General features: G+C 43.5%; 21 protein-coding genes. 9 read left to right on the forward strand and 12 right to left on the reverse strand.

The annotated features are described in order from the left end of the window. Positions 1-193: 193 nt before the first annotated feature. From FDP09_RS11160 to FDP09_RS11185, 6 genes are all read left to right on the forward strand, one after another. A complete protein-coding gene (locus FDP09_RS11160) occupies positions 194-3559 on the forward strand; it encodes a methylmalonyl-CoA mutase family protein (RefSeq protein ID WP_137402746.1) in 3366 nt (1121 codons plus the stop codon). 69 nt (positions 3560-3628) lie between these two features. Then, on the forward strand, positions 3629-4042 hold the full coding sequence (locus FDP09_RS11165) for an OsmC family protein (protein WP_137402747.1): 414 nt from the start codon (positions 3629-3631) through the stop codon (positions 4040-4042). After that, positions 4039-4278, forward strand: coding sequence for a hypothetical protein (locus FDP09_RS11170; protein ID WP_137402748.1), 240 nt, complete (start codon positions 4039-4041; stop codon positions 4276-4278). The genes FDP09_RS11165 and FDP09_RS11170 overlap by 4 nt, the downstream gene beginning before the upstream one ends. A gap of 28 nt (positions 4279-4306) precedes the next feature. Continuing rightward, on the forward strand, positions 4307-5317 hold the full coding sequence (locus FDP09_RS11175) for a cache domain-containing protein (protein WP_137402749.1): 1011 nt from the start codon (positions 4307-4309) through the stop codon (positions 5315-5317). A gap of 14 nt (positions 5318-5331) precedes the next feature. Further along, on the forward strand, positions 5332-8196 hold the full coding sequence (locus FDP09_RS11180) for a PAS domain-containing hybrid sensor histidine kinase/response regulator (RefSeq protein WP_137402750.1): 2865 nt from the start codon (positions 5332-5334) through the stop codon (positions 8194-8196). 294 nt (positions 8197-8490) lie between these two features. After that, positions 8491-9690: an IS256 family transposase gene (locus FDP09_RS11185; RefSeq protein WP_137402751.1), complete on the forward strand. Its 1200-nt coding sequence runs from the start codon at positions 8491-8493 to the stop codon at positions 9688-9690. 92 nt (positions 9691-9782) lie between these two features. On the opposite strand, the gene FDP09_RS11190 is transcribed toward FDP09_RS11185, so the two are convergent. The 6 genes from FDP09_RS11190 to FDP09_RS11215 all read right to left on the reverse strand — a co-directional run bounded on the left by FDP09_RS11190 (position 9783) and on the right by FDP09_RS11215 (position 16392). Beyond that, a complete protein-coding gene (locus FDP09_RS11190) occupies positions 9783-11063 on the reverse strand; it encodes a dihydrolipoamide acetyltransferase family protein (RefSeq protein ID WP_137402752.1) in 1281 nt (426 codons plus the stop codon). A gap of 85 nt (positions 11064-11148) precedes the next feature. Then, a complete protein-coding gene (locus FDP09_RS11195) occupies positions 11149-12405 on the reverse strand; it encodes a competence/damage-inducible protein A (protein ID WP_137402753.1) in 1257 nt (418 codons plus the stop codon). Next, positions 12402-12935, reverse strand: a complete 534-nt coding sequence (locus FDP09_RS11200; RefSeq protein WP_229683435.1) for a dihydrofolate reductase — start codon at positions 12933-12935, stop codon at positions 12402-12404. The genes FDP09_RS11195 and FDP09_RS11200 overlap by 4 nt, the downstream gene beginning before the upstream one ends. A gap of 158 nt (positions 12936-13093) precedes the next feature. Next, entirely contained in the window at positions 13094-14026 is a 933-nt protein-coding gene (locus FDP09_RS11205) for a DUF4412 domain-containing protein (protein ID WP_137402754.1), read from the reverse strand. Between the two features lie 172 nt (positions 14027-14198). Beyond that, positions 14199-15119: a methionyl-tRNA formyltransferase gene (gene fmt, locus FDP09_RS11210; protein ID WP_137402755.1), complete on the reverse strand. Its 921-nt coding sequence runs from the start codon at positions 15117-15119 to the stop codon at positions 14199-14201. A gap of 61 nt (positions 15120-15180) precedes the next feature. Next, complete coding sequence (locus tag FDP09_RS11215; protein WP_137402756.1) at positions 15181-16392, reverse strand: exo-beta-N-acetylmuramidase NamZ family protein; 1212 nt, start codon at positions 16390-16392, stop codon at positions 15181-15183. Positions 16393-16432: 40 nt separating this feature from the next. Between FDP09_RS11215 and FDP09_RS11220 the strand changes: the two genes are divergently transcribed. Further along, positions 16433-17653 (forward strand): ABC transporter permease, encoded by a 1221-nt coding sequence (locus FDP09_RS11220; protein ID WP_137402757.1) that lies wholly within the window; start codon positions 16433-16435, stop codon positions 17651-17653. 30 nt (positions 17654-17683) lie between these two features. On the opposite strand, the gene FDP09_RS11225 is transcribed toward FDP09_RS11220, so the two are convergent. Together FDP09_RS11225 and FDP09_RS11230 are read right to left on the reverse strand one after the other, a co-directional pair. Beyond that, positions 17684-18463 (reverse strand): polyprenol monophosphomannose synthase, encoded by a 780-nt coding sequence (locus FDP09_RS11225; RefSeq protein WP_137402758.1) that lies wholly within the window; start codon positions 18461-18463, stop codon positions 17684-17686. A gap of 464 nt (positions 18464-18927) precedes the next feature. Beyond that, positions 18928-19713 (reverse strand): tetratricopeptide repeat protein, encoded by a 786-nt coding sequence (locus FDP09_RS11230; protein WP_137402759.1) that lies wholly within the window; start codon positions 19711-19713, stop codon positions 18928-18930. Between the two features lie 154 nt (positions 19714-19867). On the opposite strand from FDP09_RS11230, the gene FDP09_RS11235 reads away from it, so the two are divergent. Both FDP09_RS11235 and FDP09_RS11240 read left to right on the forward strand, forming a co-directional pair. Then, the gene (locus tag FDP09_RS11235) at positions 19868-20290 is read left to right on the forward strand and encodes a heavy-metal-associated domain-containing protein (protein WP_137402760.1); all 423 of its coding nucleotides are present in this window, start codon (positions 19868-19870) and stop codon (positions 20288-20290) included. 26 nt (positions 20291-20316) lie between these two features. Next, positions 20317-21375, forward strand: coding sequence for a globin family protein (locus tag FDP09_RS11240; RefSeq protein WP_137402761.1), 1059 nt, complete (start codon positions 20317-20319; stop codon positions 21373-21375). Positions 21376-21511: 136 nt separating this feature from the next. Here FDP09_RS11240 and FDP09_RS23785 read toward each other — a convergent pair whose 3' ends face one another. The 4 genes from FDP09_RS23785 to hisB all read right to left on the reverse strand — a co-directional run bounded on the left by FDP09_RS23785 (position 21512) and on the right by hisB (position 23558). Next, complete coding sequence (locus tag FDP09_RS23785; protein WP_187328843.1) at positions 21512-21682, reverse strand: hypothetical protein; 171 nt, start codon at positions 21680-21682, stop codon at positions 21512-21514. A 135-nt stretch (positions 21683-21817) separates the two neighbouring features. After that, positions 21818-21994: a hypothetical protein gene (locus tag FDP09_RS23790; protein ID WP_187328844.1), complete on the reverse strand. Its 177-nt coding sequence runs from the start codon at positions 21992-21994 to the stop codon at positions 21818-21820. Next, positions 21976-22356: a hypothetical protein gene (locus FDP09_RS11245; RefSeq protein ID WP_137402762.1), complete on the reverse strand. Its 381-nt coding sequence runs from the start codon at positions 22354-22356 to the stop codon at positions 21976-21978. Before FDP09_RS11245 ends, FDP09_RS23790 begins: the two co-directional genes overlap by 19 nt. A gap of 104 nt (positions 22357-22460) precedes the next feature. Further along, positions 22461-23558: a bifunctional histidinol-phosphatase/imidazoleglycerol-phosphate dehydratase HisB gene (hisB, locus tag FDP09_RS11250; protein ID WP_137402763.1), complete on the reverse strand. Its 1098-nt coding sequence runs from the start codon at positions 23556-23558 to the stop codon at positions 22461-22463.

The raw sequence follows: 23558 nt of genomic DNA on the forward strand, positions 1-23558 counted from the left end.
TCGTAGCGGTGCTACACTCACATCTCCAAACTAACTGGAAAGTGATGTTCTACTAGTCATTTTGTCCTAAAATAAGTTGGGTAAAATCACTATATTCGCATATGCAAAATGTGGGAATTTCCCTTTTAGAAGTTGTATTTTGCATCAATAATCAATCGCTATACACCATTGAAAATCATATTGGATTATTTTTATGACCCAAAAAGTAAAAGCTTACAAACCCAAGTGTCATGTCAGGATAGTTACTGCAGCCTCTCTTTTTGATGGTCACGATGCGGCGATTAACGTTATGAGAAGGATTATCCAGTCTGCCGGCTGTGAGGTGATTCATTTGGGGCATAATCGGTCTGTTCAGGAAATTGTTTCCTGTGCTATCCAAGAAGATGTACAAGCGATAGCGATCACGTCTTACCAAGGAGGGCACACCGAGTTTTTCAAATACATGTACGACCTTCTCCAAGAAAAGAAAGCAGGGCATATCAAGATTTTTGGCGGTGGGGGAGGAACCATCCTTCCGGAAGAAATCAATGAGCTCCATGCATACGGGATCTGTAGGATTTATTCCCCAGATGATGGAAGGTCAATGGGACTACAAGGGATGATCAATGACCTCGTGGAGCAAGCGGATTTTCCTTTAGGGGAAGATTTAGAAGGAGGTGTTTTACCGGATAGGGCCCATCCAGAAGTAATAGCCCGTTGGATTTCTGCAGCAGAGAATTTTCCCGATGCCTACCAATCAACCTTGGAAAATCAAGTAAATGAAAAAAGCGGCAAGTCTGTACCGGTATTAGGAATTACGGGTACGGGAGGAGCAGGGAAGTCTTCTTTGGTAGATGAGTTGGCCAGGAGATTTCTGGCTGATTTTGAAGAGAAGCATTTGGCAATTATTTCAGTAGATCCCTCCAAAAGGAAGACAGGGGGAGCACTTTTGGGAGATCGGATCAGGATGAACGCGATCAATGACCCTCGGATTTATATGCGTTCACTGGCTACACGTCAGGCCAATCTGTCCCTGTCCAAACACGTGAAAGATGCGGTGGATATTGTGAAAATGGCCGGGTACGATTTGGTGATCTTGGAAACATCAGGTATCGGCCAATCCGACACAGAGGTGGCCGATCATGCGGACCTTTCCCTGTACGTGATGACGCCCGAATATGGGGCCGCTTCCCAGCTAGAAAAAATTGACATGTTGGACTTTGCTGATGTGATCGCGTTGAACAAATTTGACAAGAGGGGCGCGTATGATGCCCTGAGGGATGTCAAAAAGCAGTTTGTGCGAAACCATGGTCTTTGGGATGCGAAGGATGATGAACTACCGGTGATTGGTACCATTGCGTCGCAGTTTAACGATCCAGGTATGAATAAGCTCTATCGGGAGCTGATGACCAGGCTGGCTACACTTGAATTTTCGCCCATAGCAACCCCACAAATGGAAGAATCAGAAAAGATTTTTATCATTCCGCCTTCTAGGACGAGGTACCTGTCCGAAATAGTGGCCGAAAATCAACGCTTCGAAAAATGGGCCAGAGAGCAGAAGGAAGTTGCCAATCGCCTATATGGGCTCAAAAAAACACTGCAAACGCTTCAAGAGGAAGGAGCAGATGCTACCTTGGTGGAAAGTATAGAGGCTACTTATGCCACCGTTTCCGCAAAATTGGATCCTGAAAATCAACAGTGGCTTGAAGCTTGGCCGGACCAGGTAGAATGTTACCAAAAAGATGACTTTATATTTTCTGTGCGGGAAAAGGAAATCCGCATAAAAACCCATTCCACTTCCCTTTCGGGAACCAGTATTCCTAAAGTGGCGCTTCCCAAGTATGAGGCTTGGGGAGATTTGCTTCAGTGGAAATTTAAGGAGAACGTCCCGGGGGAATTTCCCTTTACGGCAGGGGTTTTCCCTTTTAAGCGTGAGGGTGAGGATCCCACTCGGATGTTTGCTGGTGAAGGCGGACCGGAGCGCACAAACAAACGCTTCCATTACGTCTCAAAAGACATGCCTGCCAAGCGGCTGTCGACGGCATTTGATTCGGTGACCCTTTACGGTGAGGATCCAGGCTACCGGCCAGACATATACGGTAAAATCGGCAATTCCGGAGTGAATATATGCTGTTTGGATGATATGAAAAAGCTGTATTCAGGCTTTGATCTGGCAGATCCGCGCACGTCGGTCTCCATGACCATCAATGGTCCAGCGGCAACGATGACGGCCTTTTTTATGAACACAGCGATCGATCAGCAATGTGAGCGATACATCCATGAGCATGGGCTGTTGGAGAAAGTGAATGCCAAAATTGATGCGATCTATTGTGAAAAAGGCGTGGAGCGCCCCACTTATCAAGGCGATATTCCAGAAGGCCATGATGGTCTTGGGCTATTGCTTTTGGGAGTGACAGGGGATCAGGTGCTGCCAGCAGAAATATACAGAGCTATAAAAGAAGAGACCCTGACCAGGGTGCGGGGAACCGTTCAGGCGGATATTCTGAAGGAAGACCAAGCGCAAAACACCTGTATCTTTTCTACGGAATTTTCGCTGCGGTTGATGGGCGATGTGCAGCAGTATTTCATTGAAATGGGAGTCCGTAATTTTTATTCCGTTTCTATTTCCGGCTATCACATCGCTGAGGCAGGAGCCAACCCTATTACGCAGCTGGCACTCACTCTTTCCAATGGATTCACTTACGTGGAGTATTATGTCTCTAGGGGAATGGATGTAAATGCATTTGCACCTAATTTGTCGTTTTTCTTTTCCAATGGCATTGACCCGGAATATGCAGTGATCGGAAGGGTTGCGCGTAGAATTTGGGCCAAGGCCATGAAACTAACATATGGAGCCAACGAACGTTCGCAGATGCTGAAATACCACATCCAGACGTCAGGAAGGTCGTTACACGCCCAGGAAATTGACTTTAATGACATCCGTACTACTTTACAGGCCTTGTACGCCATTTACGATAATTGCAATTCCCTGCATACCAACGCATACGATGAAGCCATTACGACACCTACCGAGGCTTCGGTGAGAAGGGCGATGGCTATCCAGTTGATCATTAATAAGGAGTTGGGCTTGGCGAAGAATGAAAATCCCCTTCAGGGAGCATTTATCATTGAAGAGCTTACCGATTTGGTGGAGGAAGCCGTTTATGCTGAGTTTGAACGGATCACCGAACGTGGAGGTGTACTTGGAGCTATGGAGACCATGTACCAAAGAGGAAAAATCCAGGAAGAAAGCCTCCATTATGAGACATTAAAACATTCCGGTACGTATCCTATAATAGGGGTGAACACGTTCCTGTCTTCTGCCGGATCTCCCACGGTGATTCCTGGCGAGGTGATCCGTGCCACTAATGAGGAAAAAGAAGAACAGATCAAGGCACTTGAAAATTTGCATAGGAAATATAAATTCCAATCCACAGTACTACTGAATGATTTAAAGCAGGCTGCTGTTGATAATGAAAACCTGTTTTCAAAGCTAATGGAAGCCGCAAAACATTGTTCACTGGGACAGATCACCCATGCACTCTATGAAGTAGGTGGACAATATCGCAGAAATATGTGAGGAGGCTTCTTTTGGGAATTAACGATCAAAAAAATAAATAATAGTATAAAAGTTTAATTGAGTAAAGAAATGGCAAAAAGAAACGTGACGGTTACGATGAAGGCGGATTATGAATACGAAGCAGTAAATCCGCAGGGAAATAAGGTGCAGATAGACATGTACGATCCCGAAAAGAAGCAACATCAGTCACCTATGGATTTGGTATTGTCAGCAGTGGCCAGCTGTGCTTCTGTGGATGCAGTGCTGATGATGAAGAAAAAAAGAAAGACAGTGGAAGATTTTAAAGTGGAAACAGAGGGTGATAGAAATGATGGCGTACCCGCTTTTTATAAAAGCATTCATATGAAATTTATCCTTACTTCAGCGGATGCTACAGAGGAGGAATTTGCTAAGGTAGTGAAGCTGTCAGTGGATAAATATTGTTCCGTTTCGGCTTCATTGAGTGCTGATATTACGTACAGTTCGGAGGTGGTCAAGCCATGAGGGTGGTAAAGGAATTTACAAAAAATGATATCCGTATTTCTATTTTTTCCTGGAATGGCAAATACCTCATCAAATATGAGCAAGGAATGATAGAACAGACTTACAAAGTCAGTGAGATGGATATCCTTGAAGAGCAGGATTTAGAGGCTTTTTTTGATGAGGCATTTTTGGATGAAGTCAATAAAAGATTTGAAGAGATGCATCAATCGCTTAGGAATCAGATTGAAAATATTTAAATTTACTTCCTACTTTACATATTCGTAGATGAAATATGCTTATTTTACTTTGGCTGGCTTGGTATTGCTCTTTTTCAATGGTTGTGGGGATGAGGGAGGATCGGTATATCCGACTGAGTTTACAGAACTGGATTCCCTTGTCAGGGTAATGGAGTCGGATCTCAGGCCGCTGGAGGAGGAGATCAAAGAATTGGCTTCTCAGACCGAGTACCTCTTTGACCATCAGGATAGATATGCCAAAATGGCTGCTCGCGAAGAGTATAAAATTTCTGATTTAGGGGTTATTTATAGAGAAACAACTGACAAATCCGAAAGCAGTGTGCATGTTTCATCTATTTCTCGAGACAGGGATGATGTATTTCATCAAATCTATTTCACCGAGGCACTGGATTCAGCTTTTAGGACGATTTATGCTGATTCGCCCTTGGTAGCGCAGGTTTACTTCAATACACGGTTACAGATGTGCAGAATATTCCCGTCACTGGATGCCTTGCACGTATTTGACACAGATATAGACCTTACGACCTTTAATTTCTATTATATGGCAGATGAGGTTCGTAACCCGGAAAAAAAGAGTAAGTGGGTAGAGGATATCTATGTGGATCCTGCTGGACGAGGATGGATACTTTCGCTGATTCACCCTGTCTATCATTTGGGTGAGTTAGAGGGAGTGGTTGGGTTTGATATTACGATTAATGATATCATTCAGCGGTTTTTAAAATATAAAGACAAGAAATTGTTAATTATCGATGGATCTGGTAATATCGTGGCAGGAACCAATGATGCCATCGAGGTGCTGAACTTGCCTCCACTAAGGAATCACACTTATGTTCAGACAATAAACTCTGATAATTTTCGCAAGGAGGACTATAATCTTTTTAAATCCAAGAGCAAAGCGGTGAGGAAGATGGTGGCGAAATTTCTTTTGGAGAAAGATAATGTTTACAAAATGGGGGATAGTTATTCGGATCAGGAATACACCATTTATTGTAGGCAAATGAATTTGCTAAACTGGTATGTACTGGAAGTAAAAAACTGACAAAATAAAGATTCATGAGGAAAAGGGATAATTATAAACGATTTCATGTATTGACATTAATGTCAGTGGCATCGATTATTCTGATTTTCTCATTGGGGTATTTTTTTTACAACACCCTATCAAAAAATTTATTGGACAGTAGTAGGCAGTTTTTGGGCAAGCAGGCCGAAATAGCATCCAATGAAGTACAGCGAAGGTTTAACACCCTTTATGAAGATTTGACCTATTACACAGCAAGCTTGGAGGGCTACTATGAAGTAAATAATAACGAGAAAATCCAATCTTCTAGGACGCGACAACTATTGAACTCCTACGGTGATTTGATCGATACGCTGTTTGTGAAAGTTGGTGATGAAACCTGGTCTTATTACCTAAGGGATAATAATTACTTCGAGAAAGTCAGTGTTGAAGAGAACAAAACCTTCAATGATCCCAAAAGGTTTGTTAAAGTCAAATCCCATATAGATCCCATTACGGTAATTGCTGCTATTAATTTAGACGAGTTTCTAAAGCATTACACTGCTAATCACTACCTGGGTGAGGGAGGCTATAAGTTTTATCTCTATGGTGAGAATGCCTATGCATTGGGAGAAAATGGACGTGCTTCTGCACTATCATTGTCTCCAAAACTATGGGGAGAAATGCAAAATGAATATATGGGGGGGCTGAGAGGCGTATATGAAGGAGATATCGTTCGGGTGGCTGAGAATGGTGATGAGGTGCGATTGAAAGCCATTGTGGCTCAGTATCCGTTTAATCTATTTCCTCTTGAAGGTAAATTTGCAATACTTTTTGCCCAAGACCAGGCAATTATTATCTCTCGCTTGTATAATACTTATTTTCTCCTTTTTGCAGGACTCTTCGCTTTATTAATATTGGTGATTTACCTGTTGATCAGACATGGGATAAGCATCGATGACAAGCACATAGAACTGGAGAAGAAATCGCAGCAAATCAATCGGCTCTTTGAGCAGCAGACAATGCTCTTACAAGAGACAAATGGCTTTGTATATTATCACGATGATACCGGGAAAGTCAACAATGTCAGTGAGAATGTGACTAATGTGTTGGGTTTTACGGTAGAAGAATTCCTGGAAAACAATAAGAGTCAGATCGTGGATCAGGACTTGATAAAACTTCAGGAAAAAGCCAAAAAAGCCATTGATGCAAGGAATGATTATTTGAGTTTTGAGGTGAGTTTCAAGAAAAAAGACGGCACCATCATCAGGGCTAAGAATTTTGAGCGACTATTTTATGATCAAGAGGGTCGTTTCGTCAGTAGTGTAGGGATCTGTACCGATATAACGGAAAAATACCTGGCAGAAAAAGAACTTATCAAGAGTGAAAACAGGCTTCGGTCTGTGTTAAACAGCTTGCCGGATATTATTTTTATATATGACAATCAGGGTGTTTACCTTGATTATTATGTCCAAGAAACGGACATGCTAATTTCTCCTCCTGAATTATCTCTTGGAAAACATATCAAAGACATCATTCCGCCTCCATATGGGGAGAAAATGGAAGGTGCACTTTTGAGGGCGGCAAGTACCGGTAAGGTACAGACGGAGCAGATGACACTTGAATTGCCTTCCGGTAAGAAATTTTTGGAAATCAGGTTTTTTAAGCTTGATGAAGAAAGGATGATATCTGTAGGCCGTGACGTGACCGAGCAGAAGTTATGGGAGAAAGGATTAAAAGAAGCCAAGGAGGTAGCAGAAGGAGCCAATAGAGCGAAGTCAGAGTTTTTGGCCAGTATGAGCCACGAGATCAGGACACCGATGAATGGCTTGTTGGGAATGATTGGCTTGCTGGAGCATACGGCACTGGACAAAGAACAGGAGAGCATTGTTAAAGTGATCAAGGATTCAGGGGAATCACTATTGGTGATCATAAAGGATATTTTAGATTACTCCAAGATCGAAGAAGGCAAGCTAGAACTGGAACTGTCCAGTTCTAAGTTTAGGGAAGAATTGAATAAAGTGATTAATATTTTCTCAGGGATGGTCGTGGGTAAAGAGCTTAGCCTAAACCTGGACATTTCTCCAGTAATCCCCCAGTGGTTGATTCTGGACAATGAAAAGCTCAGCCAGATACTGTTTAATATTATAGGAAACGCGGTAAAATTCACTCCAAAAGGAGGTGATGTGAAAATTAAAGTCTCAGGAGAGCCTATTCTCGATAAGAATTTTATGCTCTACTTTAATGTGAAAGATACAGGTGTCGGCATACCCAAATCAAAAATCGATAAGCTGATCCATCCTTTTACCCAAACAGGCAGGAAAACAGCAGAAGAAAAAAGTGGAAGTGGATTGGGCTTGGCCATTGCCAATAAGCTTATTGAGTTGATGGGAGGCAGTCTTCAGATCGAAAGTGAAGTAGGCAAAGGTTCTGAATTTTCCTTTACGGTTTTTGCGCGGATTTCAGAAAGTGATGAAATTGTAGGAAAGGATGATTATGAGAACTATGCAAGAGAAGAGTACAAGCTATCCCATATTTCTGACAAATTCCCTAAAGAGATATTGTTGGCTGAGGATAATGATATCAATCTGAAGTTTATGAAACTCTTGATGAAACAATTGGGCTATGTTGTGGATACCGTAAGCACTGGGGAGGAAGCTGTAAAGGCCGTCGAAAAGAAGCGATACGATATGATCTTCATGGATTATCAGATGCCTGTGATGGATGGCCTTGAGGCTTCCCGGAAAATTAAGAAGATGAAGGAAGGGAAGTTTGTTCGGATCATAGGGCTGTCCGCCAATGTGTTTAAAGAGGATATTGAAAGGGCGTTTGAAGCTGGGATGGATGATTACCTCACCAAGCCCATCAAAATCCAAGATGTGGTGATGAAAATAAAGGAAAGCTCAGGGATGAACGTGTAGGGGCAAGCCAAAAAGTTGGGTTGTTTTGCTACAAAAGGAAACATGGCGAAATTCATCCCTAAGAGTTTTTACCTGATCGAACATAGAGCCTCAATGGACAGTAACAAAAGAGCAGCGGGGAGTATCTCATAATCTGTGTAAGTCCGCAAAGCGGGCTTACGAGTAAAAAGGAAAGACCTCGAAAATATCAGTGTGATTGGTACAATCGCATTGATATTTTGAGGAGCCCGCGGCAGGCGCCATTCCAATCAGTGTGTGAATAAATGTTTAACTTTAAAAACACATTGATTGAAGATGAAAAAAGAAGACCTTTTAAACGACGATTTTCTAAAGCAGTTCAAGAACGGAGAAGAACTGCAAACTTTTTTAGGTGAGCTCCAAAAGCGGGCAGTGGAAAAGATGCTCGAAGGAGAACTGGACAGCCATCTTGGATACCGAAAAAACGAACAGTCGGACAATCCCAACTCACGCAATGGGCACACTTCCAAAAAGATAAAGAGCAGTTTTGGGGAGTCGCATATCAATGTCCCCAGGGACAGGGATGGCAGTTTTGAGCCGGCACTGGTACCCAAAAGGAAAAGCATGGCAGAAGGTGTGGAGAACGTGATCATCTCCATGTATGCAAAAGGGATGTCCAACCATGACATAGGGGAACAGATCAGAGAGCTCTATGACATCAACGTATCGGCATCCACCATATCCAGGGTTACCGATGCGGTATCCGAGGATATTGTGGCCTGGCGGAACCGTCCGCTCGACCCGGTCTATCTGATCGTATGGATGGACGGGATATCCTTCAAGGTACGGGAAAATTCCAAGGTGGTCAACAAGACCGTTTACATTGCCGTAGGGTTAAAGACCAACGGGTTAAAAGAGGTCTTGGGGCTCTGGCTGGGGAAAAACGAATCAGCGGCCTTTTGGATGGGCGTACTCACCGATATGAAGGCTCGGGGTGTCGAGGACATCCTGATCACGGCCACCGATAATCTTAACGGCTTTACCGATACGATCAAGGTCTCTTTCCCCGAATCGGTCACCCAGATATGTGTAGTACACCAGATCAGGAACGCCTGTAGATATGTGGTCTGGAAAGATAAAAAGGCCTTCACCAAGGATATGAAAGAGGTCTATACCGCCCCAAATAAGGAAGCTGCAGCGGCCGCCCTGGAAGATTTTGCCGAAAAATGGGAAAGCAAATACTCATATGCCATTAAAAGCTGGAGGGACAACTGGGATGAACTGACCGTTTTCTTTGACTATCCCGTGGAAATAAGGAAGATCATTTATACCACCAACCTGATAGAAAACCTCAATGGAAAGGTCAGAAAATACACCAAAAACAAGCTGTCCTTCCCAACTGATGAGGCAGTTATCAAATCGGTATTCCTTGCCCTGCGCGAAGCCACCAAAAAATGGACAATGCCGATCAGGGACTGGGGAATAATCCTTAATAGTTTTCTGCTTATATTTGGAAAAAGGGTCAGGCTAAACTAAACCTGACCCCACTAATTGAAATTTTAGTTTACACACTTTTTGGGATAGTGTCGAGCAGCGGTTTACAATCTTTGGTACCGCTGCTTTTTTTGTTAAAATTTGGTATTGACATCAAATGCTTCGAGGTATTCGGCGACTCTTTTTACAAACATGCCTCCCAATGATCCGTCCACTACACGGTGGTCATACGAATGGGACAAGAACATCTTATGCCTGATGGCAATGGCATCTCCAGTAGGTGTTTCCACTACAGCTGGTTTTTTGGTAATGGCGCCTACGGCTAAAATGGCCACTTGAGGTTGCATGATAATAGGAGTCCCCATGAGGTTACCAAAAGAGCCCACATTGGAAATAGTGTAAGTGCCGCCGGAAAGTTCATCTGCTGCGAGCTTATTGATCCGGGCTCTTCCTGCCAGGTCGTTGATTTTTTTGGACAGGCCAGTGAGGTTGAGCTCGTTGGCTTTCTTGATGACGGGGACGATCAGGTTTCCACTAGGAAGGGCCACTGCCACACCAATGTTGATGTCTTTTTTCTTAATGATCCGGTCACCATCCACAGAAATGTTGATCATTGGAAAATCCTGAATGGCTTTGGCCACGGCCTCTACAAAGAAAGGGGTAAAGGTAATGGACTCACCCATTTTCTTTTTGTATTCGTCTTTGATTTTATTTCTCCAAAGTACAATGTTAGTAACATCAGCTTCCACAAAAGATGTAACGTGCGGAGAGATGCGTTTTGATTCCAACATTCTTTCAGAAATCATTTTACGCATTCTGTCCATTTCAATGATCTCGTCACCTGAGCTGATGCTGGGGGAAGCTTTTGGGATGGGAGCTGCAGAAGCCTTAGTCCTCACCTTTAGGTAGTTCAGCATATCATTTTTGGTGACTCTGCCATCTTTTCCTGTGCCCGTTATCGCTGCCAATTCTGCTTTATCGATCCCTTCTTCTTTGGCAATACTGAGTACCAAAGGGGAATAGAAACGATTGTCTCCTCCTGCGTTTTCCGTCACTGGGCTGACGATCGAGCTGGTTTGCGCTGGAGCTGCAGCTAGTAATGCTTCCTTTTCGTTGCTGGCATTGGTTGGTTCTTCTTTTTCCGTTTCGATGGCAGTTTGTTCTTCCTCCGCATCTTCTGTTTCTATCAAGGCAATAGGTGCTCCCACCGCCACTACATCACCTTCCTTGGCAAGGATTTTTTTCAGAACTCCAGAATGGGAAGAAGGAACTTCCGTATCTACCTTATCCGTAGCGACTTCCAGTACAGACTCGTCCTCATCGATGGTTTCTCCTTCTTTTTTTAACCAAGATAAGATGGTTCCCTCAATTATACTTTCACCCATTTTGGGCATTACCATTTCTACAGTTGCCATGTGATATCTATTTAATTGGGTCTATTTCCTGATTTTAAAATTATATTTTAATTTTTTAATCGCAAAATAGGTATAGCCAAATTATTCAATCGTTTTGGTTTTTAATGACTTTTCGCAATAAGTTTAAGACCGCTAATGCCGAATATTGGATGTTCAGTGAGCGGTCATGTGCCAATTGCAGCTTTTTTGTTTTGACGCCATGTTCGTCTGCTACAGCTATCCAAACTGTTCCGACTGGTTTTTCAGGACTTCCTCCGCCTGGGCCGGCTATTCCACTGCTGGCAAGACCGAAATCAGCTTTGAACTTTTGCCGGACCATAATGGCCATTTCAATGACCGTATCCTCGCTAACGGCGCCATGGGCAGCCAGTGTTTTTTCCTTCACTCCAAGCAGGTCAGTTTTGAACTGATTATGATAAGGGATCATGGCACCATTAAAATAATTGCTGCTACCTGGTATAGCCGTGACCAGATGGGAAATATAGCCGCCTGTGCAGCTTTCAGCAATGCCCACGGTCTTTCCTGCTATTTTTAGTATCTTTCCGATAGCTTCTGCTATAGATTCCTGATCATAACCGTAAATATAGTTTTTTATTAGCGGTTTTACCTTTTCGATTTGTTCATTTACTTCCTCCTGAAGATGATTGATGTCATCGCCAAAGGCAGTGAGCCTGAGTTTTACCTCTCCAAGGGAGGGGAGATAGGCCAATTTGATATGCTGGGGAAGTTGGTCTTCCCATTGAGCGATCATATCTGAAAGCCAGCTTTCACCGATTCCTGCCGTCTTGATCACTTTGTGATAGATGACCGGTAGCGTGTATATCGTTTTGATTTTTGGAAGGACAAAGCTCTCCATGAGGAATTGCATCTCATGGGGCACGCCTGGCATGGACATCCATACACAGTTGTTCTCTTCAAACCACATCCCAGGGGCTGTTCCCTGCTCATTTTTTACATACTGGCATTTGGTGGGCAGGTGCCCTTGGAGTTTGTTGAGGGGAGTCAGTTCACGTCCTCTTTTCTCAAAAAACGTTTCCACGTCAGCTATGGCTTCCGCAAAAGGTGCTATAGGGCAGTCAAAAAACTTGGCCATCAGCGGTTTGGTCAGGTCGTCTTTCGTTGGGCCCAGTCCGCCGGTGATCAGTATTATATGGGCACGTTTTTGTGCACTGTCAAAGGCATGGAGAATGTCCTCTTCGTTATCGCCAACGGTGGTTTTTCGGACTACTCTTACGCCGATTTGGTCTAATTCTTTACTGATCCAGTGGCTATTGGTATCCATGATCTGCCCATAAAGCAATTCATCGCCAATGGCAATTATCTCTGCGGTGATTTGTTTCATGCCTGTGAAGGGTTGACTTTTTGATACGTAACAAAAGTGTAGTCAAATTGGTTTTTGTCATCTTTTTCATGAAATTCTTCCGATGTCTTTTTCCAGTTTTCTGAAGGAAATTCAGGAAAAAACGCATCCCCCTCTGGGGCACAGTTCACCTCGGTAATGACCATCTCATCTACACAGGGAAGAGCCTGTTTATAGATTTCCGCTCCACCGATCACAAACGCTTTTTCCAGACCTTTTGACTTTGCCAAGTCGATGGCTTCACCCAAACCGTGTACCACGTAATGTCCCTCCGGAACCTGATAATTCCTGTTTCTAGTGATCACTACAGATGTTCTGTTAGGAAGCGGTTTTCCCATGGATTCATAGGTCTTTCTGCCCATGATGATGTAGTGGCCGGTGGTTTGTTGCTTAAAGTGACGGAGGTCTGCAGAAAGGCGCCAGATGAGTTGATTGTCCTTTCCGATTACATTATTGTTAGCTTTAGCTACGATGATGGATAGTATCAATGCCTTTGGATTTTTGGATTGCACAAGATACCAAGGTTTTTTGAAGCATTAAAAGGGGAGCTTTAAAAAGTTTGCTCCAAAAGGCAAAGCTGGGCAATCCCAAGAATATGGTTGGTGCAGGTCATTGTTAGGTAAATAGGGAAGGAAGGTCTGTAACTGGCAGATTGTCAAGATGAAGGAGACTATTGCCCCTCCATCGCATTGGCGTATTCGGCCATTTCAAATTCAAATTTCTCTGAGGTGTTGATTTCAATGATTTTCATGTGTGTGATGCTCTTGTCCTCCTTGGACTCATAGTGGATTTCCAGGACATCTCCATCAGGCAGTTGATCGTAATAGCCTTGGTATTTTTGTTTTACTTTTTTGGAGAAGAGGAAATTGTTTTTTGACCAATAGGAAGCATAGCCTTCGATGGCTTGCGTGCTCACCCAATAATGGGCTGTATATTCATCATTATCGGTACGGTATTCATCACATGAATAGCCGAGGATGTTTTTTGAGTTGCCGGTTTTGACGATGTCAAAAGCTGTTGCGTCAGCATCCGTTTCTTCCATTTCCTTGTCGGCAGCATCTTCCATCATTTTGGTCCAATCCATCCCGTAGGCCATATAGTTCTTTTCGCCCTTTTCATTTTCCATGAGCAGTACGGACGCATTGTTCTTGTGGTCGAAAATCATTACGGTTTTTTCAGCTTTTTTATCCTGATTTTCCATCTCTATTCCCCAAAAGTCACTGTCCCCGCTCAGGAATGACCTGAATGTAACCGGGTCGATGTCTTTTCCTTTTTCGTCAGTACCGGTTATTTCCATGTCTGTGTAGCCAGTAAAGTGGTAGCGGTCCTCGGTGGTGGCATTCATGTCGATACTGCTGATTACTTTGCCATAATCGTAGTCACCTCCTTCATATTCCGATGGGGAGCCAAAAATTTGCTCTAAATACTTGTCAGTTTGTTTCCGTGCCGCATTCTCCACTTCATTGGAAACGCGGCGCTCGACGGCATTTTCCACCCCTTCTTGGGCAGCTTTTTTCAGTTTTTTTAAAAACTGTGCTTGGGAAGGCACTGGTAACAGGAATATAGCTGAAAGTGCAGCTAAAAGTAATTTGTCGGTTCTCATAGCAAAGTAGGTTATACAACCTTTTAAATTACATAAAAGTGGAGGTATTTACCAGTGTAAGATGGTAGAAGGGGCATTAGAATTATTATCAAGTACATGGTAATGAGTAAAAATAAAGGCAGGCCTTAAAAGCAAAGTGCCTGCCTGGGACATGTTGATTTTCAAAACTTGATTAAAGCTTATTGCCGCGCAAGAAGTCTTCGATTTTCATTCTTTTTTTACCTTGTAGTTGTAATTCCTTGATCGATATTCCTCCATCTCCTGTTTGGATGTGGAGGTAACTTTTGTTGTCTGATAAATACTCCCCCGGGGACTTCTCCTTTAGTCCATCGACTACCGATGAGGAGAAAATTTTGCAGGTTTTATCCTGGATGGTCGTCCATGCAGCGGGATAAGGGGAAAGGCCTCTGATCAGATTATGGATGGATCGGGCGCTTTTGTCCCAGTCTATCTCACCAGTTTCTTTGAATATTTTGGGAGCATGGTGAAGGGCTTTTGTTTCATCTTGTACAAATGTCTCCACTTCTCCACTGTCAATCTCTTCGATGGTTTTCAATACCAATTTAGCTCCTCTATCCATAAGTTTTTCGTAGAGCGTACCAATATTGTCCTCGGGCAAGATGGGTTCCTTTTCTTGGAAGATAATACTTCCCGTATCAATTTCCTGTTTGAGGAAAAATGTGGTCACTCCTGTTTCATCTTCTCCATTAATGATGGCCCAGTTGATAGGAGCGGCTCCTCTGTAATTGGGGAGGAGAGAGGCGTGAAGGTTAAAAGTGCCTCTGGGGGGCATGTTCCAGACTGCTTCTGGAAGCATCCGAAAAGCAACGACTACCTGAATGTCGGCATTGTAGCCTGCAAGTTCCTCCAGAAACACTGGTGATTTAAGATTGGTAGGCTGCAGCACAGGTATGTTATGTTGGGTGGCAGCTTCTTTTACAGGTGAGGGGATGAGTTTTTGTCCCCTTCCCTTGGGCTTATCAGGAGCCGTGATGACGGCCACTACATTCCAGCCGTTTTCTACCAGTATTTCCAGGGAAGGCACTGCAAAATCGGGCGTGCCCATATAAATGATGCGGAGATCTTTATTCATGCTTGTGGTGTTGAATTGTCGAATGGCGATTTCGATGTGAGTCTAGGGATATGGGAATTTGTTATTTATAGAGCAAGTATTGTTTTCTCATGGTTTCATAGGCATCCAATTTATTTTTCCATCCAGCTTTGATTTCTTTTTCAGATTTTCCAGCGAGGATATCCTTTCGCAGCTGGTCAGAGCCTGCGAGTTTATCAAAGAAATTGTTAAAAAACTGTTGGCCGCCACCGGACTTTTGGTACATCTCCAAAAGGTATTTTAGGGTAAACTGATGTGAAAGGGGAGTTTCCCTCAAATCAGTGCCGTAGCAGGTTTTTCCTTCATGGGGAGGGTGCTTGCTCATGCCATTGATGCTTTCAGGCGTAAAGGTAAACGCTCCATATTTCGGATCTGGGGCTCCATATACCTGAAATGGGAAATATGTACCGCGGCCCACACTGATATCTGTGCCTTCAAAGAAACACAAGGAAGGATAAAGCCGAATCGAGACGTCATTGGGGAGATTTGGTGAGGGCTTTACGGGAAGTGAATAATGCTGTCCATGGTCCCAATTGGCCACGGGAATGACGGTGATGTCTGCTTTGACTTGGTTTTTTAACCAGCCTTCTCCATTGATCATCTGCGCTAGCTCACCCATGGTAAGTCCGTGCACCACCGGGATAGGGTGCATCCCCACAAAACTCTTGTACGAAGGATCCAAGACAGGCCCGTCAATGTAATCTCCATTCGGATTGGGGCGGTCGAGGATGATCATCGCTTTGCCTTGTTCGGCACAGGCTTCCATTACATAGTGCATGGTGCTGATATAGGTGTAAAACCTTAGCCCTACATCTTGAAAATCAAAGATTAGGATGTCGATGTCCATCAGGGCTTCCTCAGAAGGTTTCTTGTTGGAACCATAAAGGGAGACCAGTGGTATTCCCGTTTCTTTGTCAGTATCGTTTTTAATGACTTCGCCAGCGTCGGCATTTCCCCTAAACCCATGTTCGGGTACAAATATTTTTTGGACAGTGATGTCATTTTCAAGTAAGAAATCGACCAAATGCTGATTGTCCTTTTGGGTGAGAATGCTCGTTTGGTTAGCGACAAGCCCTACTTTTTTGCCCTTCAGCAGTGGGAGGTATTTTTCCGGCTGGTCTGCTCCCGGAAGAATAGGAGCAAGAGAATTGCGTTTGGCGGCTGCTTCTTTTGCCAGCAGTGAACCGGAAATATCCCAGCTTCCCAAAAAGGTGGGTAAAAATATCAGGAGAAGTATTAATTTTAGCTGCTTCATATTAATTTGCATTTGAATCTTAACAAAATAAAACACTTCATTGAACCTTTCCTACTTCATTGCCAAAAGAATTAGTTTTAAAAGGACGGGCGGTTTTACAGGGACCATACACCAGATAGCCGTTGCGAGTATTGCTATCGGCTTGTCCATTTTAATCATCGCATTTTTGATCTTGGGCGGCTTTAAGCAAGTGGTTTCAGATAAGGTGTTTTCGTTTACGGGGCATTACCAAGTGCACAAATTTACCTCGCACAATGCCTATGAGAATTTTCCGAGTAGTAAGAATAGCCAATTTTATTCCAATTACAAGGATTATGGCTATATCAAGCATATTCAGGACTATGCATATAAGCCAGGCTTACTGAAGGGGGATGAGGAGGTTCAAGGGGTTGTGCTGAAAGGGGTTAGCGAGGCATTTGATGAGGAGGCGTTTTCGGCTTCTTTGTCGGAGGGACGTTTTATCCACTTTGAAGAAGGAGGAACAGCGTCGAATGAGGTGGTGCTGAGCAGAAATATTGCCGATAAGCTAATGCTAGCGGTCGGGGATAAAGTGGTCATGTATTTTGTGCAGGATCCACCTCGGTATCGTAGATTTGACATTGTGGGGATTTATGAGACCTATTTGGAGGATTTTGACGATAAAATGATCATTGGGGATATCCAAACTATCCGCAATCTGAATGGCTGGGAGGATGATCAGGTAGGAGGTTTTGAGGTGTTTTTAAAGGACCCGAAGCAGATTGATGATAAAGAGGAAGCACTTTACGAAGTCATTGACTACGATCTCAAAGTCGATAAGGTCACCACCATGTTCATTCAGATTTTTGATTGGTTAAAGTTGCTGAATAATAATGTGTATGTGTTTTTAGGCCTGATCCTTTTTGTTGCGGCATTCAACATGATTGCGATTTTATTTATATTGATCATGGAGCGGACGCAAATGATCGGATTGTTGAAAGCAATCGGAAGTACCAATCGCCAAATTAGAAAGATTTTCGTTTGGAACGGCGTGCGTATTATTGGAAGGGGAATGCTGCTAGGAAACCTTATTGGCCTCGGCATTGCTTGGATTCAGAATTCCACTCATCTAATTTCGCTTGATCCGGCCAATTATTACATGAGCTATGTGCCTATTCAGTGGGACTGGCCCATTGTGATCGGCTTGAATGTCCTTATTTTATTAGTGACGACATTGGTCCTGTTTATTCCGGCCATGATGATCAGCAATGTCCAGCCCATTAAAGCCATTCGGTTTGATTAGGCAAGCAAAGGCGTGTCCCCCCTTACCTTTCTATTTCGTACTTGGTACATTGTACTTCGTGGCTTCAGCGATATCAGCTCTTTTGTAGGGATTAAAAAGACTTTTTATTTTCATATAAATAACGCCCATGACGGCTTCTCGGAAAATATTGGTGGACATTTTGGATGTTCCCTTTGTTCTGTCGGTAAAAATGATGGGGATTTCGATGATTTTATAGCCCAGTTTCCAGGCAGTGAATTTCATTTCGATCTGGAAAGCATACCCTACAAATTTGATTTTGTTCAGTTTGATACCTTCCAGCACACTCCTATGATAGCATTTAAATCCAGCTGTACTGTCTTTTATAGGAAGTCCAGTAATGAATTGTACATAAACACTCGCAAAATAAGACATTAAAACCCTTCCCATGGGCCAGTTGACCACATTGACCCCCTTGATGTAGCGAGAGCCGATGGCCAGGTCATTTCTTTCGTCGGCACAGGCTTCATAGAGTCTGATCAGGTCTTTGGGATTATGGGAAAAATCAGCATCCATTTCAAAAATATATTCATAGCCATTGGCCAAGGCATATTTAAATCCTTCGATATATGCCGTTCCCAGTCCCAATTTTCCGGTCCTTACGATCAGGTGGATGCGGTTAGGATAGGATACTTTGGCTGCTTTTACCAGACTTGCTGTGCCGTCTGGAGAGTTGTCATCGATGATCAAGACCTCAAAATGTCCGGGTAATTCCATGACAGTATAGAGAATGTCCTGGACATTTTCCTTTTCGTTGTAGGTCGGGATGATGACGAGTTTGCTGTGATTCATAATTTAAGTCCCAAAAATAGGACTTAAAGCGGGTTTTCGTATAGTAATTGAAAAAAAATCACCATAATGCACTTCTATTTGTAAAGCACCATTAATGTGAGCGGTCTATCTGAACCTGATAATTAGGGACAAAAATTTCAGGTGGTTTGGAGATTGTGGCATCCGACGCTGGAATGCCGAACCCATCTAGCGGCCCATTGTCATCAAGCTAACGTCTTTAAGTTGGCGAAAATCTATACCCTTGTTGATGTCTGTGCGCTTCAAAAATAGTCTAAGGGGATTTAAAATTCCCATTATTTCGGTTCGAGAATACAAATTCCGAACAGCTGAATTCGTGAGATTTTGGTCATTGGTGTACAGGTATCCGCTTAAATTGGCGGCTATGCTCTAGCGGCTGGATAGAATTTGGAGCAGCAGCGAAGTGACTGATTTTGTCCGCCGTAGCGAATTCTTGAGAAGCTTTATCATTGGCACAATTCCAATTTTTCTTGGGCATATTTACTGCCATTTTTGGCTGCTTGGTGCAGGTCAAGGCAAGCTTGGCCGGGGTTGGAATCCATAGAACAAACAGCTCGTCGTGCCAATGCTTCATAATGATCAGGTTTTTTTTCCAGGACGAAATCAAAATCCTCTTTGGCCCAATCGGTCATTCCCATGCGCATGTAGGCAAAACCACGGTTATAGTATGCCTTTAGATTGTCTTTGGCATACATGATGTACATGTTAAACTGCGAAGCGGTTGACATTGGGTCACCCAGATTGGCTTGGACAATGCCTCTGTAAAAATAAATGGATGCATTTTTTTCGTCGATATCCCTTGCAGACTTCAGGAATTCATCCGCCGATCGATAATTTTCGTTTTTCATCATGGCACGGCTAAGAAGGATCAATAGGTCCACATTTTCAGGGTCTTCCTTTGCCGCCAGAAGTAGGTTCATCTCAGCATGTTTGTATTCTTTCTGCTCCCAATAGATCTTTCCGATGCCGGCATGGGCCTTACCGTCACGGGGTTTTAGTTGAAGGATTCGCTTATAATCGGTCAGCGCTTCGTCATATTCCTCTAGTGCCTCATGGCTCATGGCACGGAGCTGTAGCGCTTCGACGTCGGCCATCTTCATGAACAATACCCAGTTCAGCTCTGAAATGGCGTCATTGAACTGTTGGTTTTCAAAATGCCTTCTTGCTTGGTCAAAGTCACCACCACAAGAACAAAATGTCAAGACACAAATGGAAGCAAGTAAAAGTCTCATATCAAATGGTTTAGTTGTAAAACTAATTAAATAGTTTTTCTTAATCAAGACCCAGAGGCATTCTTTATCAAAGTTTTTTTGGGATTTCTGGAAGTCTGCTCAATCCAATCACGCCAGGCGATGCGTATATTTTTCCAAACAACAACAAAGAGCCATGATCAAAAAAATTATTATCGGTGCTGGTGTAGTGGTCCTACTGCTGATTGCCACATTGGCCGTTCACATTTATATGGTGACCAGTAGTCGTCCAGATGGACCTAACTGGGCCATGAGCCAAATAGACTTTAATGAGGATTTGGATTCTTTAAAATCTGAGAAAATAAAGACAGATTTTTTAGACATCGAAGGCATGCGCGATGCACGAATCAATACCAAATCGGATTTTATCATTTTACTCTACGATCGGAAGCAGCATAATCCCCACGACTTGGTCAAGCAGGTAAACACTGGTTATGGTTTACAAGCCTCACTTTTCCAACCTAGTCAGGACCAATTGGCAGCAAGCTGTCCTGCGATCAACAAAAATTCATTGACCTACAAACTGGGAAGCTATTTCGAGCAAGTATTTACAAACTAATTATTTCACATAAACCTTTAGAAAACATGAAAAGACTCAATCAATTTTCAGTATTGCTACTGCTCATGACAGCAGTGGTTTTCTGGTCTTGCAACGATAAGGACGACATGGACCAGATCACAGAGACAGATGATTCATTTTACGCAACCAAGCTGGGCGGAGAAATGATGGTGGCCGATCCTTCTAACCAAGGCCAACAGATCGAACAAGGATACCTTAACCTGAGAACGATCGTAACCGGAACAGTTTTAAAAATAGCCTCAGAAGAAAAATATGCAGAACTTCGGCCTTATTTTAATGTGTTACTAGCTGAAGTAGGTGCCGATGATATGTCTGGATTCAATGCGCTTGTAAAAGATTTTACGGACCTATTGGCAGAATCTACGGGTGCCAAAAACTTTACTTATTCCGGAATGAGTATGGCTGATGCCCACAATCCAGAGGCCAATGATCGCATGAACGGCATGATCGACAATGAGGATTTTGACCTGTTTGTGGAAGCTGTGGTAGAAGTAGCTACAGACGCTGGTTTTGGTGATCAGGAAATTTTAGGTCCGGTAGGTCAGCTGCTGGAAGGTACTAGAGATGCTATCGTGCAGCGGGAAGATGGTACCATGATCGACCTTTATACCCGATTGGGAGGTACTGTGATGATGGAAGATGCTGATGGAAATATGGAGGAAGCAGGTTACCTTCCGCTAAAAGCCGTTGTAACAGAGACAGTACTTTTAGTGGCCAGTGATCCTGAATTTGAGGAATTGAAGCCTTATTTCCCTGTGCTACTGGCTGAAGTAGGTGCTGGAGACATGTCTGGCTTTAATACTTTGGTGGAGAATTTCAGTGACCTACTGGCCCAATCCATTGGTTCTACAAATTATATGTATGATGGAATGAATATGGCGGATGCCCACAACCCTGATGTTAATCCAAGGATGACAGGCAAAATCACCTCAGCGGATTATGATTTGTTTATCCAGGCAGTGGTAAAAGCAGCTACCAATAAGGGTGTGCCGGAATCGGTTATTGCAGAATTTGGTGCATTGCTGACCAGTGAAGGGCTGAAAGGTGCGATTGTCCAAGGATAATCATCACATTCTTAGCCAAGGTAACTGACCAGGTTGCTTGAACCCGCATTATGCATTAGCCTATCTATTACGATTCCTAATGCAAAATGCGGGTTCAATGTCGTTTAGTTAAGGGGAATTCCTTCTTTTCATATACCTAAAAGTCCTTTTTTTGATTGACTTTGGCTGGGGAAACCTGATCATCGTGGTGGATTTTATCCTTTTCCTTTTGTCCATTGATGAAAAAAGAAAGAAAAAAATCTAGGCCGGTGGTCTGCCCTTTAAAATGGGACATGGATTTCCCCTGCGACGTGGATCCGTCACCCATTTTAACCCGGATTATGCGTTGGGAATCGTAGTGAGAGCTGAAAGTGCAAGAAAATCAGTTAGTTTGGAGGCATTAGCGTAGCACCGCTACGGTTATGCCGAAAACTAAAGTGAAACGACTGATTTTGAAGCAGTTTCAGGTCGCAACAGATAGGCAAATGCATATTCCGGGTTTAATTTCCACCCGATGGCTACGACCTAAAAGTGAGTGGGTCTCGCTGTTCCATGACGCGAGCCAACTCCCTTTCTTAACGGCCTCCACCATCGGCTGGAAAACAGGCATACCAAGGGCCATCAAAAGGAAGCGATACATTTTTGGGACTTATTAACTGAATCCGCCTTGCAGGTAATTGGCGTTAAGAAATTTAAAAGCGGGTGGGCGAAAAGGCAGGCTTGTTTGACGAAAGGCTGCCCAAAAAGAATGTTGGCAGCTAGAAAAGGTTTACCTGCCTTTAGATAGGCCTTCTTGGCTTTAGACAGGAGGAGATTGCCTGCATGAGGGGAGGTTTTAATTTTAGGCCAATAGCTGCACACCTGTGCGCCGTGGCGTAGCGGCGGGTTTTTTGGGTTTACTTTTTTGACCTGAAGCAAAAAAGTGACAAAGGTAAAGGGATGAAAACCACCTAGGGAATTAGCTAGAAAAATAACTGCCCAAGGAAAAAATATGGAACCCATATTTTCCAGATACACACTAACCAAACGGCATTGAAAAAGGGTTGAAAGTAAAAAAGGCTTTCCAGTTGGGGAAAGCCTTTTTTGTCAGTTGTGGTTCCTGCGCTTTACAGCATGCCTTTGGTGCTGGGGAGTTGGTTGAGCGCGTCGATATCCCTTTTTACGGCCATTTTGATAGCACGTGCTAGGCCTTTGAAAATAGCTTCTATTTTATGGTGCTCATTGTTTCCTTCTGCTTTGATGTTTAGGTTACATTTGGCGGTGTCACTGAAAGATTTGAAGAAGTGGTAAAACATTTCCGTAGGCATGTCACCTATTTTTTCCCTAGTGAACTCGGCTTCCCACATCATCCAAGGACGACCCCCGAAGTCGATGGCTACTTGGGCTAGCACATCGTCCATTGGTAGCAAGAATCCATATCGGTAAATACCTTTTTTATCACCTAATGCCTTGAGGTAGGCCTCGCCCAGTGCCAATGCCGTGTCTTCAATGGTGTGGTGCTCATCGATGTGCAGGTCGCCGTTGACCTTGATTTCCAAGTCTGTACCGCCATGTTTGCCCAGTTGCTCCAGCATATGGTCAAAGAAGGGCAGACCGGTGTTAATCGCACATTTTCCTGATCCGTCCAGGTTGACCGTGATCTTGATTTGGGTTTCTGAAGTGCTCCTTTCTACCGTTCCTTTACGGGCAGGAAGCCGTAAAAATTCATAAATTTCATCCCACGATGTGGTGCTCAAGGCAGCGCCTTCGGCTGCTTCTTCACCGATGAAGATTGCTTGGGTGCCTAGGTTTTTGGCCAGTTGAACATCTGTTTTGCGATCTCCGATTACGAAAGAGCCGGCAAGGTCAAAGCCTCCTTCCATGTAATGGGTAAGGAGTCCTGTTCTTGGTTTTCGAGTGGGCGCATTTTCATGCTCAAAGGTTTTGTCAATATGGATAGCGTCAAAGACTACTCCTTCTTGTTCTAATGTTTTGAGCATTTTATATTGGGCCGGCCAAAAGGTGTCCTCAGGAAAGGAATCGGTACCCAAGCCATCTTGGTTGGTCACCATTACCAGTTCAAAATCAGTTTCTTCGGCGATCTTCCGCAGGTTGGAAATCGCCTTGGGGTAGAATTCAAGTTTTTCCAAACTGTCCACCTGATAATCCACCGGTGGTTCCTTGATGATGGTTCCGTCGCGATCTATAAAGAGTACTTTTTTCAT

This window comes from Echinicola rosea, from assembly GCF_005281475.1.
Classification (GTDB): Bacteria; Bacteroidota; Bacteroidia; order Cytophagales; family Cyclobacteriaceae; genus Echinicola; species Echinicola rosea.

What these genes read in the sequence shown, in the direction of transcription:
- FDP09_RS11160 (WP_137402746.1), top strand. Translation starts at nt 194, where the DNA reads ATGACCCAAAAAGTAAAAGCTTACAAACCCAAGTGTCATGTCAGGATA.
- FDP09_RS11165 (WP_137402747.1), top strand. Translation starts at nt 3,629, where the DNA reads ATGGCAAAAAGAAACGTGACGGTTACGATGAAGGCGGATTATGAATAC.
- FDP09_RS11170 (WP_137402748.1), top strand. Translation starts at nt 4,039, where the DNA reads ATGAGGGTGGTAAAGGAATTTACAAAAAATGATATCCGTATTTCTATT.
- FDP09_RS11175 (WP_137402749.1), top strand. Translation starts at nt 4,307, where the DNA reads ATGAAATATGCTTATTTTACTTTGGCTGGCTTGGTATTGCTCTTTTTC.
- FDP09_RS11180 (WP_137402750.1), top strand. Translation starts at nt 5,332, where the DNA reads ATGAGGAAAAGGGATAATTATAAACGATTTCATGTATTGACATTAATG.
- FDP09_RS11185 (WP_137402751.1), top strand. Translation starts at nt 8,491, where the DNA reads ATGAAAAAAGAAGACCTTTTAAACGACGATTTTCTAAAGCAGTTCAAG.
- FDP09_RS11190 (WP_137402752.1), bottom strand. Translation starts at nt 11,063, where the DNA reads ATGGCAACTGTAGAAATGGTAATGCCCAAAATGGGTGAAAGTATAATT.
- FDP09_RS11195 (WP_137402753.1), bottom strand. Translation starts at nt 12,405, where the DNA reads ATGAAACAAATCACCGCAGAGATAATTGCCATTGGCGATGAATTGCTT.
- FDP09_RS11205 (WP_137402754.1), bottom strand. Translation starts at nt 14,026, where the DNA reads ATGAGAACCGACAAATTACTTTTAGCTGCACTTTCAGCTATATTCCTG.
- fmt (WP_137402755.1), bottom strand. Translation starts at nt 15,119, where the DNA reads ATGAATAAAGATCTCCGCATCATTTATATGGGCACGCCCGATTTTGCA.
- FDP09_RS11215 (WP_137402756.1), bottom strand. Translation starts at nt 16,392, where the DNA reads ATGAAGCAGCTAAAATTAATACTTCTCCTGATATTTTTACCCACCTTT.
- FDP09_RS11225 (WP_137402758.1), bottom strand. Translation starts at nt 18,463, where the DNA reads ATGAATCACAGCAAACTCGTCATCATCCCGACCTACAACGAAAAGGAA.
- FDP09_RS11230 (WP_137402759.1), bottom strand. Translation starts at nt 19,713, where the DNA reads ATGAGACTTTTACTTGCTTCCATTTGTGTCTTGACATTTTGTTCTTGT.
- FDP09_RS11235 (WP_137402760.1), top strand. Translation starts at nt 19,868, where the DNA reads ATGATCAAAAAAATTATTATCGGTGCTGGTGTAGTGGTCCTACTGCTG.
- FDP09_RS11240 (WP_137402761.1), top strand. Translation starts at nt 20,317, where the DNA reads ATGAAAAGACTCAATCAATTTTCAGTATTGCTACTGCTCATGACAGCA.
- FDP09_RS23785 (WP_187328843.1), bottom strand. Translation starts at nt 21,682, where the DNA reads ATGGGTGACGGATCCACGTCGCAGGGGAAATCCATGTCCCATTTTAAA.
- FDP09_RS23790 (WP_187328844.1), bottom strand. Translation starts at nt 21,994, where the DNA reads ATGTATCGCTTCCTTTTGATGGCCCTTGGTATGCCTGTTTTCCAGCCG.
- FDP09_RS11245 (WP_137402762.1), bottom strand. Translation starts at nt 22,356, where the DNA reads ATGGGTTCCATATTTTTTCCTTGGGCAGTTATTTTTCTAGCTAATTCC.
- hisB (WP_137402763.1), bottom strand. Translation starts at nt 23,558, where the DNA reads ATGAAAAAAGTACTCTTTATAGATCGCGACGGAACCATCATCAAGGAA.